Here is a 12,515-nt window from a genome sequence, read left to right as displayed (position 1 = left end):
ATTAGCCCTCGCGTCATCTTAGGGTGAGCTCGCGCACCTTGGCGGCGATGTCGATAGCCCGCACCAGGCCTTCCCCCACGAGCACCGCGTGGGCGCCTGCCTCCACCACCCGCCGGACGTCGGCAGCGGTGAAGATCCCGCTCTCGCTGACGGCGGTGTGCGCGCGCGGCACCCGCGGCAACAGATCGAGCGAGGGCTGGAGACTGGTCTCGAGCGTCTGGAGATTGCGGTTGTTGACGCCGATCACGGGCGCGCCCAGCGCCACCGCGCGCTCGAGCTCGGCGGCCGTGTGAACCTCCACAAGGGTGGAGAGCCCGACGTCCTTGGCCGCGTGGTGGAGATCGTGCAGCCGGGCCTCGTCGAGGGCGGCCACGATGAGCAGCACCGCATCCGCGCCGGCCGCCCGAGACTCCCAGAGCTGATACTCCTCGAGGATGAACTCCTTGCGGAGAAGCGGCACCTCGACGGCGGCCCGCACGGCGACCAGGTCTTCCAGCGAGCCGCGGAAGTACTTCTGGTCGGTGAGCACGGAGATGACTGCGGCTCCCGCCGCGGCATAGTCACGAGCCTGGCTCGCCGGGTCGAGGGCCGCATTGAGGGTGCCCTTGGATGGAGACGCTCTCTTCACCTCGGCGATGAGCCGGACACCACCCGCCGCCTGCGGCCGAAGGGCCGCCTCGAACTCGCGCGCGGGGCCGAGGCCTCGGCACGCGGCCTCCAGCTCGGCCTGCGGCCGCTCGGCGCGGAGGCGTCGGAGTTCCTCGCGCTTGTTCGCGACAATCTCATCGAGCACGCCCATTGAACGACCTAGTGGGCGACTTGGTGGGCCGATGCGGTGAGCCCGGGGGCAGGATTGGCCCGGCCCGACATCGCCCCGCGTCGCCGAGTTAGTAGTCGCCGCGGAGCCCGTGCTCGCGGGCGGGAGTGAGCTCGATGCGCGCCATCTGCTCGAGCACGTGCTCGCGGAGCGTTCGGGGAGGCGGCAGGTCGCGGACAATCCTACCCCCCGCCACCAGCGGCTTGAGCAAGGCCTCGGCGGGCCGCCCGTCTGACCCGATGGGTGCCGCCTTGCCCGCGGGCAGCACGATGTTCCGGCACGTCCCGGGCATCCGCCAGACCTGCTTGGCGCCCGATCGCTTGCCGCGCTTGGCCATGGGCCGCCCCTCGATCTCCATGATGTCGAGCGCAAAGGAGAGGACGGGGGCATTGGCAATTGATGTCCCCACGCCGTAACCGTCCACCAGAGGGTTGAGCTTGAGGATCTCGTACTCGTCGATACCGCCCGAGGCCAGGATCTTGACGTGCTCGAAGCCGCGGATGTCGAGCTCCCACCGCACCTCTTCGATGATGCGGAAGAAGTCGCCCCGGCGAGATGACGGGGTGTCGAGCCGCACGGCGTAGAGATCCTTGCCGAGCGCCTCCGCCACGCGGATCGCCTCGAACTTCTCGTCCTGGAGGGTGTCGATGAGCGCCACGCGACGCACCTTGGGATCGATGACCTCGTGAAAGGCCTTGAGCGCCTCCACCGTGTCGCCGAACATGAGCACGAGGGCGTGGGGGATGGTTCCCGTTGGGTCGGCATCGATCAGCTCCGCCGCCTTGGTCACCGCCACGCCGTCGCAGCCGCCCACGAAGGCATTGCGCTCGATCATGGGGGCCAGCGCCGGGTGCATGCGCCGGGCCCCGAAGGAGATCACCGCTCGCTCGCCCGCCGCGCGCTTGCACCGGGCGGCCTTGGTGGCGATGCCGGAAGCCTGGCAGAGCAAGCCCAGGAGCGCCGTCTCGTACTCCGCCCACTGGACGTAGGTGCCCTCGATCACGAGCACGGGCTCGTGCGGGCCGAAGATCGTGCCCTCGTCCATGGCCCAGACGTCGACGGGCAACCCCTCCAGCAGCACCGCCGCCTCTTCGATGCCGGCCAGGATGCCGAAGGTCCAGTCCGCTTGTGGAAAGCTCTTGAGTCGGATCTCAGCCTTGACGCGCTTCGTGATGCCCTTGGCCTTGAGGATCTGGATGGTCCGCTGGAAGTAGACATCCGACACCTGGCCCGCCTTGATCTCGGGCTCGGATGCCGTGTGGAAGGCGCGCCTCGGTTGGTTCGCCATGCTGATGGAGGGCGCGAGATGCCGACCCTCAAGTGGGCGGATTGTCCCAGAATCCCTCGGGGAAGTCAAACGGCGGAGGGGCCTCGACGAGACGCAAGTCCACGCGCGGAAAGGACTTTGTTCAGCCCTCACCTCGCCGCTCCCCTCGCCTTCGGCTCGGGCCGCGTCTCAGCTCGAACTGCCAAGCCTTCGTCTCGAGCTACTCCAGGTTCAGGCCCTTGAGGTAGGCGCGGAACGCATCGGCCAGATCAGGCCGGGAGAGCGCGAACTCGACGGTGGCCTTGAGGAAACCGAGTTTTTCTCCCGTGTCGTGGCGCCGTCCCTCGAACTCGACGGCATAGATCGGCCGGCGGCCCCGGAGTGTCCTGAGCCCGTTGGTCAGCTGTATCTCTCCGCGCGAGTCGGGAGGCGTGTCGGCCAGGATAGGAAAGAGATCCGGCGTGAGCACATAGCGGCCGATGATGGCCAGGTCTGACGGAGCGTCCTTGGGCTCCGGCTTCTCGACGAGATCCAGCACCTCGAAGACGCCGCCCCCCACGCCTCGGGGCACGATGACGCCGTAGCGGCCGATCTCTTCCTTGGGGATGCGCATGACGGCCAGCACGGGGCCCTGGTGACGCTCGAAGACGTCGAGGAGCTGCCGCATGCACGGCACCCGGGAGACGATGATGTCGTCGCCGAGGAAGACCCCAAAAGGCTCGTCCCCCACCAGAGGCCGGGCGCAAAGAATCGCGTGACCGAGCCCGAGCGGCTCCTTCTGCCGCACGTAGGAGACGGAGGCCATCTCCGAAATGGTCTTGATCTGGGCCAGCTCCTCGACCTTGCCCCGGTCCTGGAGGTAGTACTCGAGCTCGAAGGCCGCGTCGAAGTGGTCCTCGATGGCGCGCTTGTTGCGCCCCGTGACGAGAATGATCTCGTCGAGCCCGGAGGCGACCGCCTCCTCCACCACGTACTGGATGGTGGGCTTGTCGACGAGCGGCAGCATCTCCTTGGGCTGCGCCTTCGTGGCGGGGAGGAAGCGGGTGCCCAGGCCCGCGGCGGGGAAGACGGCCTTGCGAACCCGCGTCATGCCCGTGCCTCCTGCGGCTTGAGGTAGATGGCCCGCTGGGGAGCAGCCAGCTCAAGCCCATCGCGGTCGAAAGCTTCCTTGATCCGGCGTCGGAGGTCGGACTCCGCGTCCCCGCGCTCGGGCGGAGCGACCTTGACCGAGAGTCGCAGTCCCACCTCCGTCTCGCCGAAGCGGACGATACCCTGAGCCAGCGGGGCGTCGAGTCCCAGCCCTGTCTCGGCCGCCCACTCACGGCCGACCCGCTCCAGGACCTCCAGGGCCCGTCGCACATTGGTGTCGTAGGTGACGCCGACATCCACGACGGCGCGGGCCCAGCCCCTATTGTAGTTGGCGAATTGCGTCAAATCCCCGTTTGGCACGATGCGCTGGGCGCCATTGAAGAGGCGCAGCTTGGTGACGCGAAGCCCGATGGCCTCGACCACGCCGGTGTGCCCTCCCACTTCGATCACGTCGCCAACCTTGACGAGGCCCTCGAAGAGGATGAAGAAGCCCGTGATCACATCCTTGATGAGGCTCTGGGCGCCGAAGCCCACGGCCAGTCCGAGCACGCCGGCCGAGACGGCGAGGGCCCGGACATCCACGCCCACTTCCTGGAGCACGACGATGGCGACGACGAAGGACAGCGCGTAGAGCGCGAGGTTGTTGAGGAGGGGGGCCAGCGTCTGGACACGCTGGACCCGTCCCGGCTCATCGGCGCCCGCGGCCCGGCGCAGCACGCGATCGACCACGTGACCGAGGATGCGGTAGGTCGCGAAGGCCAGGAGGAGGATCAGCGCGACCGCCACGAGCCGGGCCAGTACCGCGACGCCCGGGCCTTCGAGGTGCGTGAGCCGCCCGACCAGCTCGGCCACGCCTTCCGCCAGGCCGCTCATGCGCTCTCCGGGCTCTCCCCCGCCATGCGGACCTGGATCTTGAGCTTCTTGACGCGGTACCAGAGGCTGCGCTCGGTGATCCCGAGGATCTTGGCCGCGCGGGCCTGGACACCGTGGGCCTTCTGGAGGGCGTCCAGAATGGCGCGCCGCTCCCACTCCTCGAGCGCTTCGTCGAGGGAGCCCTGCACGGCGAGCGCCGCCTCGCCCGGGGCGGCGGGCTTGGCCCCGCGTTGCACGGCCGGCGGCAAGTGCTCGGGCAGAATGACGCCATCGGAGAGCACCATCGCCCCTTCGAGCACGTGCTGGAGCTCGCGGATGTTCCCCGGCCACGGATACGTCCACAGGCAGCGGAGCGCCTCCGTGGACAGGGTGGCCGGCTGCCGCCACAGACGCTGCGCGGCCCGGTCGAGGAGATGGGTGACGAGCTGGGGCAGGTCGTCGACTCGGTCGCGGAGCGCGGGCATCATGAGACGCACGCCCTGGAGGCGGTAGAAGAGGTCCGAGCGGAACCTGCCCTCGGGCGCGAGGCTTTCCAGGTCCTGATGGGTGGCCGCGATGATGCGGACGTCGGCGCCGATGGATCGGGTGCCCCCCACGCGCTCGAACTGTCGCTCCTGGAGCACGCGGAGAATCTTTGACTGCATGGCGAGCGGCATGTCGCCGATCTCGTCGAGGAACAGCGTGCCCTCGCGCGCCAGCTCGAAGCGTCCGGGCCGGGCCCGGATGGCCCCCGTGAACGCGCCGCGCTCGTGGCCGAAGAGCTCGGACTCCAGGAGACCCTCGGGGATGGCCGCGCAGTTGACGGGGATGAAGGGCCCGTCCTTGCGAGGGCTGAGCCGATGAATGGCCCGGGCCATGAGCTCCTTGCCCGTGCCGCTCTCGCCCTGGATGAGCACCGTCAGGTCCGTGGGCGCGGCGCGCTGAGCCATGTCGAGCACGCGCTTGAGAGACTCGCTCTTGCCGATCAAGTCATCGAAGCCGCCCGCGGCCTGCCCTTCCCGGAGCGCCCGCACCTGCATCTGCAGGCGTCGCCGGTCGAGGGCGCGGGCGACCACGACCTGGAACTCGGCCATCTTGAGCGGCTTGGTGAAGAAGTCGTACGCCCCGCGCGTGATGGCATTGATGGCGATCTGCCGCGTGCCGTGGGCGGTCATCACGATGATGGGCGTCTCCGGCGCGAGATCCCGGACGCGCGGGATGGCGTCGAGGCCGTCCATGTCGGGGAGCCGGACGTCGAGCAAGATGAGATCGTACTGGGCGGCCTTGAGCTTGTCGAGGAGGGCGCCCGCCGTGGGCGCCACCTCGGCCTCATAGCCCTGACGCACGAGCGCCTCGCGGATCACGAACGCGAGGTCCTCGTCGTCCTCCGTGATCAGGATCTTCTCGCTCACGGCTTGGCTCCGGCGGTCATCACGGGCGCCGTGGTGGGGAGCTCGGCGACAAAGCTGGTCTCCGACTTGCCGTCGCTCTCCACGGTGAGGGTGCCCCGGTGAGCCTCGATGATCTGGCGCGCGATGGGCAGCCCCAATCCCGTCCCCCGCGCCTTGGTCGTGAAGAACGGCTGGAAAATGCGCTCGAGAAGCTCGGGGGCAATGCCCGCGCCGGAGTTCCAGACGAGGACGCGGACATAGTCCCCTCCGCGAGGCTCGACCCGCACCCGGACCGTCCCGCCCTCGGGCGCGGCCTCCAGCGCATTCTGGATGAGGTTGGTGAAGACCTCGGACAGGTGAAAGGGGTCGCCCCAGACGGGCGGCACGGCATCGGAGTCGACTCGATCCAGCACCAGCCGGGAATCGGGCGGCAGCATCCGGATCAGCTCCTCGAGGGTTTCCGGCAGCGATACCGCCTGCCACGTTCCGGGCTCCGGCTGGGCCAGGGTCAGCAGGTTCTCCACGAGGCGGTTCTGGCGGTCCACGCCGAGGAGCACCCGGTCGATGTACTGGCGACGATTGTCGCCCGCGGGCAGATCGGCCTGAAGCAATTCGAGGAGCCCGCGGATGGTGGCGAGCGGCGTCCGGATCTCGTGCGCGATGCGGGCGGCCATGCCGCCCAGGAAGGCGAGCTGGTCGGCGCGGCGGATCTGCTCGCGGATGCGCCGCTTCTCCGAGGCGTCACGGACGACGAGAACCTGGGCCGTCGCCGCGCGCCCCCAGTCACGGCGCTGAGCCGTGATCTCGAGCAGCAAGGCATCCCCCTTGGCCGTGACGATGGCGACCTCGGTCTCGTGGACGGGATCGAGCCCGCCCGCCTCGTCCTCGAGCAGACGGGCCAGCGGGTCATTGCCGGCGGACCGGGGCAGGGCCCCCGTCTCCGACAGGATAGGCTCGCCCCGATACGCCTCGAGCGACAGTCCGAGAAGCGCCTCCGCGGTGGTGTTAAAGGATACGAGGGTGGCCGAGGGTCCGAGGAGCAGCATGCCTTCGGGCAGCCGGGCCAGGATGTCGCTGTCGCGGATGAATCGGTCCATGGACAGGGTGAGCCGGTCGACCGACGCGTCGAGCACGCCCAGCTCGTCCCGCACCGTGGTCGGCTTCCTCCGCACGCCGGGCTCGTCATCCAGATGCGGTGACAGCGCCTCCGCTTTCTCGACGATGCCCCGGATGCGCCCGGCCAGGTTCAGGCCGACGATGAGGCCGCCAATGGCCGCGAGGGCGCCGGCTACGGCGGAACCCGTGAAGAGCAGCACGGTCAGCTGTCGGGTCTGAGGGCCGGAGAGCTCGGCGGCAAAGGGGCGGGCCAGGTACAGCATGAAGAGGCCGCTGGCCGCCGCCGCGGCGGCCATGAGCAATGAAAACACCACGTAGAGACGGAGCGATACGCGGTACGCAGGGCTCGCCGGGCTCGTCATGATCCCAGGGCCGCTACCTGCCTCTCATCGCCTGACCGAGATTGAAGATGGGCAGATAGAGCGCGAAGATCACGCCCCCCGCGATACCGCCCATGATCACGATCATGATCGGCTCGATCAGCGAGGACAGGGTGGCCACGGCCTGATCCACCTGCTGCTCGTAGTAGGCAGCGGCCTTGGAGAGCATGCCGGGCAGCGTGCCGCTCTCCTCGCCCGTGGACACGAGCTGGGTGACCATGCTCGGGAAATGACCGGTCTGGCGGAGCGTCTCGGCGATGGTGCCGCCGTCGCGCATGCGCTGGGTCGCGTCCGTCAAGGCCTGTTCGATGACCGAATTGCCGGCGACCTTGGAGACCGTCTCCATGGCCTCGATGAGCGGGATGCCCGCGTTGAGGAGCACGCTGAGGGTGCGGCAGGTGCGCGCCAGGATCGCCTTGCGGATGAGGCCCCCGAAGAGCGGCATCTTGAGCTTGCAGGTGTCGAAAAAGCGGCGTCCGCCGTGAGTCTGGTACAGCGCGAAGAGCAGCGCGGCCATCACCAGCACGGCGAGGACGACGAGGAGCAGCCAGTTCCGCATGATACTGCTGATCTGGATGAGGATGCGGGTGGGCAGGGGGAGCAGAGCCCCCGCCTTCGAATAGACGCTCTCGAAGACCGGCACGATCTTGATGATCATGAAGATGACGATGAGGGTCGCCACGACCAGGATCACCGCGGGGTAGGCGATGGCGCCCTTGACCTTGCGCCGGATGGACTCGGTCTTCTCCAGATAGGTGGTGAGCGTGTCGAGCACGACGGGGAGCGAGCCCGAGACCTCGCCCGCGCGCACGATCGAGACGTAGAGGCGGTTGAAGACGTGGGGGTGCTGCGCCAGCGAGTCGGCGAAGGTCGCCCCGGCCGTGATGTCGTCCCGCACCCGCTCCAGCACCTTGCTGAAGACCTTGTGGGTCGACTCCGCCGCGAGGGCGGTCAGGATGCGCACGAGGTGGAGGCCGCCGCCCAGCATGGCGGCCAGCTGTCCGGTGAAGAGCAGGATGATGCTGAGGTTGACGCCGCTGGACATCCGCTTGAAGGACTGGCGGAAGGCCTCGCCGACCGATTCCCTCCCGATCCCGCTGGTCGCGGCACGGCCGCCCGCCGTCTCCCGTAGGGACAGCACCACCTGGCCCCGCTCGCGGAAGCGGTTGATGAGCTCGGCCTGCTCGACCGCCTCGGCGGTACCCCGGCTCACCGCGCCCTTGCGGTCGGCGATCTCGTACTGGAAAACCGGCATGGCCTAGTCGATGTCCGCGGCCACGGTCAGGACCTCTTCGAGGGAGGTCAGGCCCCGCGCGGCCTGGCGAAAGCCGCACTTGCGAAGGGTGACCATCCCCGATCCCATCGCGTAGCGCTGGATCTTGTCTCCATCCGCGCCGTCGATCAGCATGCGACGGACCTCAGAGTCCACCGCGAACACTTCGTAGAGGGCCATCCGGCCCGCGTAGCCCACGTTGCGGCAGCTCTTGCAGCCGCGGCCGCGATAGAGCACCTCGGGCCCGGGATCCGGCGCGAACAGGGCCATCTCGTCCGCGCTCGGTTTGTACGACTCCTTGCAGTCCTTGCAGATCTTGCGCACCAGGCGCTGCGCCGCGGCAATGTTGACGGCCGAGGCGACCAGAAACGGCTCCACGCCGATATTGACGAGCCGGATCAGGGTGGACACGGCGTCATTGGTGTGCAGGGTCGAGAGCACGAGGTGGCCGGTGAGGGCCGCCTTGACCGCGATCTGCGCCGTCTCCTGGTCGCGGATCTCACCGACCATGATGATGTCGGGATCCTGGCGGAGGATCGAGCGGAGAGAGCGCGCGAAGTCGAAGCCAATCTCGCTCTTCACCTGCACCTGCTGGATGCCGGGCTGACGGTACTCGACCGGATCCTCGACGGTGACGATGTTCTTCCGCGGGGACTTGATGAACTTGAGCGCGGTGTGGAGCGTCGTTGACTTGCCGCTGCCCGTCGGGCCCGTCATCAGCACCATGCCCCACGGGCGGCGGATGCCTTTCAGGAACAGCTCGAGCTGCTCCGCCTCGAAGCCGAGGTTTTCGATGCTGTAGCGCTCGACCACCGCGGCCTTCTCGAGGAGGCGGAGCACAACTTTTTCGCCATAGAGCGTGGGGAGAGTGGAGACGCGGAAGTCGAACTCCTGCCCGTGGATGCGGGAGGAGAAGCTGCCGTCCTGGGGCAAGCGTCGCTCGGCGATGTCGAGCCGCGAAATGATCTTGATGCGTGAGACCACGGCCAGGTGGAGCTGGCGGGGGATCTCGAGCAGGTCGAAGAGCAGGCCGTCGATGCGATAGCGGACGCGCGTACGGTCGTCGTGCGGCTCCACATGGATGTCGGAGGCGCCGTCGAGCGCCGCGCGGCCAAGCACGTAGTTGACCACGCGCACGACGGGAGGATCGTCGGCCTGCGTCTGCAGCTGCTTGATGTCGACCACGCCCTCGGCCACGCTGGTGGCGGGACCGACGTTGAGTCCGAGATCGACCTTGAGAGCGTCGTCCAGCCCCTCGGCACTGACGCCCTGGGTGGCCTTGCGGTAGGTTTTCTCGATCGCCTCCTGGATAGCGCTGGCCGGCCCGATCCGGAAGTCGACCTCGAGGCCCGTGGCGCGCCGGAGATCGTCTATGGCCATGACATTCAGCGGGTCCGCCGTGGCGACGATGAGCCGTCGTCCCGAGCGCTGCGAGGCGATGACCCCGTATTGCCGGGCCACCTCCTCGGGCACGAGCTTGACGACGTCCGGGTCGAGGGCGGCCAGCTCCTGGCGCGTGATCGAGTCCTTGCGGAACTGCGCGCCCAGGTACCTGAGCAGGATGTCCTCGTCGATCAGCTTCATGTCGATGAGGATCTGCCCCAGCCGCTCGCGGGTCTTGCGCTGCCGCTCCAGAGCCTGGTTGAGCTGCTCGGTGGACAGAAGCTTGTCGCTGACGAGCATCTGGCCCAGCGGGCTCCATGCCCAGCGGTCGGGGGCCGTGCTCATTCGCCCGCCCTGCGCGCTCCGAGCTCTTCGAGGCGGGCGAGCACTTGGGCACGCTCGGAGCCGCCGGCGCCCTTCTGCGAGAGGAACGCGCGGTAGTGTCGCGTCGCCTCCGCCACTCGCCCTTGCCGGTCGAGGGCCACGGCCAGATTGCGGTGGGCCTCAAAATGGCCCGGGACGACGCGCAGGGCGCGACGGAAGCATTCGATGCCCCTGCCGGCGTCGCCGGCCCGGACCAGGACCACGCCCAGGCTATTCCAGGCTTCGGCGTCGGTGGGATCCAGGTCGACGGCCTTGCGGAAGGCAATCGCGGCCTCGTCCATCTGGCCACCCTGAGCGGCTTCGGTGCCCTCGCGCACCAGGCGCGCCACCCGGTCAGCCACGGATGGGGCTCGCGGTATCTCGGCGACCGCTGTGTCAGCAGCCGTTGCCGTCCCGACCGGCGCGACGACGGAGCGGGACGAGATCGGATGGGGTCGGAGCACGATTCCGGTGGCGAAAATACCCATTAGAACCAGAATAACCAAAGTCCCCACGATAAGCCATTGTCGGCGTGGCTCGGCCGACTCCCCCAGGTGGGGGATACCCCCCAGGCCCGGCCGGGGCGTCCGCCGCTCATCCATGCCCATGAGGCGGTCAGCCAGGCGGCTCACTGGGTCCCGCCTTCGAGGATAGTTGGGTTGAACCGGCCACCGACCACCCGCGACAGCGCCATGGTCGTGCGGGGACCGACGACGCCATCCTCTTGGAGGCCCCCGACTGCCTTCTGAAAGCGCCTCACCGCTTGCTGGAATCGGCCGTCATAAGTCCCGGGAAGAGGCCCCGACAGGTAGCCAAGCTTCTGGAGGCGCAGGGCGAGGGTGGTGAGCACCGTTGGATTCATGGCCTGCCAGGGATCCGGCGGCAGCTGGTCGACATTGCGCCATACGATCCAGGCCGAGCGTGTCCATGCGGGGTCGAGCGAGTTGAGGGCGAAGCGGGCCTCCTCGCCGGAGGGGGAGATGAGGGTGGCTGTCTCGGCTCCGATCGACTTCAACAGATAGGGGCGCCCCGCCGGTGCGTCGGCGAGCTCGACCAGCGCGGGCAACCCTATGGCTCGGAGATCAGCAAGCGTCGTCGATGGCAGAAAGGTGGCCGCGAGCTGATAGCGCGCCGCCGTTCCGGCGATGTCGAGGCCGCCGTCCGGCAACATCGGCCATGCCGGGAGTGTTCGATCGGTCGAGACGTCCGCCAGTCCCCACAGCCCGAGCAGTCGGGCCATGAGCTGGCGCTGGGCCTCGAGGACGGGACTGCTCAACCTCGCGTCGATGGGAGCGCTGAGGGCAACTGCGGAAGCCGCCACGGAAGGAGACACGGGCGGGGCGACGCCTGGAGCGACGGGCGCGGGCAGCGGGCGCGGCATGGCGGGTACCGCGGGCGCGAACGGAGCCGCCGGGGTGCCGTGCGAAGCCAGCGCGGCCGCGCCGGGCGCGGACTTCGGGACCGGTGTGGCCGTGGGCTCGGGCGTCGGAGGAAGAAGCGGGCGCCCGCCTGCCTCTTGAGCCGCTAGGTTGGGCGCGATCATGGGCGCCCACGCCGGTGGTGTCGACGCGGGAAATGCCGGCACGGGAGCTGCGGGAGCCGGAGGCGCCGGGGAAGCTGGCGCCGCGGGTACCGTGGCCGCGCGCGTGATCGCCGCGGGTGCCTGGACAGGGGCCGGCTTCGCGAGGCGCCCCGTCAGCTTGAGCGGGCCTGGATGCCATCCGCCCCAGTACGCCGCCGCTCCGCCCGCGCCCAGAAGCACGGTGAGGGCGCCCGCGACGATCGCGGCGCGGCGCAGCTTGCCCCGGGGCGACCATGTCCGCGTGTAGCGGTTGCGTCCACGACGGCCGCCCTCGAGATTGCGCACCGCGCTCGTGACGAGGGTCGGCGTGATCTCCCGGACACGGTTGCTGAAGCCGGCCATCAGCGCGCGGTCACAAACGAGGTTGATGACGCGCGGGATTCCGTGGCTGTACTGATGGATCTTGGCGAGGGCGGAGCGGTTGAAGGGCAGCTCTCCCGGCAACCCCGCGATGCGCATCCGGTGCTCGACGTAGCGGAACGTTTCCTTGCGCGGCAGAGGCTTGAGATAGCAGCGGATGCCGATGCGCTGGTCGAGCTGACGGAGCTCGTTGAGCTTGAGCTTCTCCTCGAGCTCCGGCTGGCCCACGAGCAGGATTTGCAGGAGCTTGCGCGTGGCCGTCTCGAGGTTGGAGAGGATGCGGATCTGCTCGAGAGACTCCACGCTCATCTGCTGCGCCTCGTCGACGATCACGAGGACGGTCTTGCCCTCGCCACCCGCGGCGAGCAGGTACTGCGACAGCGTGGCCAGCAGCTCGCCCTTGGCGGTGCCCCGGCGCTCGACGCCCAGATCGTCGAGAATGGTCCCGATGAGCTCGGCGTCGGAGAGGTGCGGATTCAGCACCAGAGCGCTCTGCACGCTGTCCGGCAGCTCGCGCAAGAGCGTCCGACACAGCGTGGTCTTGCCCGTGCCGACATCGCCCACGAGCGCCATGAGCCCCTTCTGGCTCGTGATGCCGTAGAGCAGGGCGGCCAGGATCTCGTGGTGGCCCTTGGACCGGAG

Annotated in this window: 10 protein-coding genes; all 10 read right to left on the bottom strand. The window is 68.7% G+C overall.

Annotated elements, in window-relative coordinates; all coding sequences use genetic code 11:
- Nucleotides 1-13: 13 nt before the first annotated feature.
- Nucleotides 14-799, bottom strand: coding sequence for an indole-3-glycerol phosphate synthase TrpC (gene trpC / locus VGT00_01370; GenBank protein ID HEV8530049.1), 786 nt, complete (start codon nt 797-799; stop codon nt 14-16).
- 88 nt (nt 800-887) lie between these two features.
- The gene (locus tag VGT00_01365) at nt 888-2,105 is read right to left on the bottom strand and encodes a nicotinate phosphoribosyltransferase (protein HEV8530048.1); all 1,218 of its coding nucleotides are present in this window, start codon (nt 2,103-2,105) and stop codon (nt 888-890) included.
- A 199-nt stretch (nt 2,106-2,304) separates the two neighbouring features.
- Entirely contained in the window at nt 2,305-3,174 is an 870-nt protein-coding gene (gene galU / locus VGT00_01360) for a UTP--glucose-1-phosphate uridylyltransferase GalU (protein ID HEV8530047.1), read from the bottom strand.
- Nucleotides 3,171-4,046, bottom strand: coding sequence for a mechanosensitive ion channel family protein (locus tag VGT00_01355; GenBank protein HEV8530046.1), 876 nt, complete (start codon nt 4,044-4,046; stop codon nt 3,171-3,173). The genes galU and VGT00_01355 overlap by 4 nt, the downstream gene beginning before the upstream one ends.
- On the bottom strand, nt 4,043-5,437 hold the full coding sequence (locus tag VGT00_01350) for a sigma-54 dependent transcriptional regulator (GenBank protein HEV8530045.1): 1,395 nt from the start codon (nt 5,435-5,437) through the stop codon (nt 4,043-4,045). Before VGT00_01350 ends, VGT00_01355 begins: the two co-directional genes overlap by 4 nt.
- Complete coding sequence (locus VGT00_01345) at nt 5,434-6,894, bottom strand: ATP-binding protein (GenBank protein ID HEV8530044.1); 1,461 nt, start codon at nt 6,892-6,894, stop codon at nt 5,434-5,436. The genes VGT00_01350 and VGT00_01345 overlap by 4 nt, the downstream gene beginning before the upstream one ends.
- 13 nt (nt 6,895-6,907) lie before the next feature.
- Complete coding sequence (locus VGT00_01340) at nt 6,908-8,167, bottom strand: type II secretion system F family protein (GenBank protein HEV8530043.1); 1,260 nt, start codon at nt 8,165-8,167, stop codon at nt 6,908-6,910.
- A gap of 3 nt (nt 8,168-8,170) precedes the next feature.
- Nucleotides 8,171-9,913 carry an ATPase, T2SS/T4P/T4SS family gene (locus VGT00_01335; GenBank protein ID HEV8530042.1) on the bottom strand — a complete coding sequence of 581 codons (1,743 nt, stop codon included), beginning with the start codon at nt 9,911-9,913 and terminating at the stop codon, nt 8,171-8,173.
- Nucleotides 9,910-10,293: a tetratricopeptide repeat protein gene (locus VGT00_01330; protein ID HEV8530041.1), complete on the bottom strand. Its 384-nt coding sequence runs from the start codon at nt 10,291-10,293 to the stop codon at nt 9,910-9,912. Before VGT00_01330 ends, VGT00_01335 begins: the two co-directional genes overlap by 4 nt.
- Before the next feature lie 266 nt (nt 10,294-10,559).
- The coding region (locus VGT00_01325; GenBank protein HEV8530040.1) for an AAA family ATPase at nt 10,560-12,515 on the bottom strand (1,956 nt) is incomplete at its 5' end.

Source organism: Candidatus Methylomirabilota bacterium, assembly GCA_036002485.1.
In the GTDB taxonomy this organism is placed as follows: Bacteria; Methylomirabilota; Methylomirabilia; order Rokubacteriales; family CSP1-6; genus AR37.
Note: the sequence above shows the minus strand (reverse complement) of the source record. Positions and strands in the feature narration are given on the sequence as shown.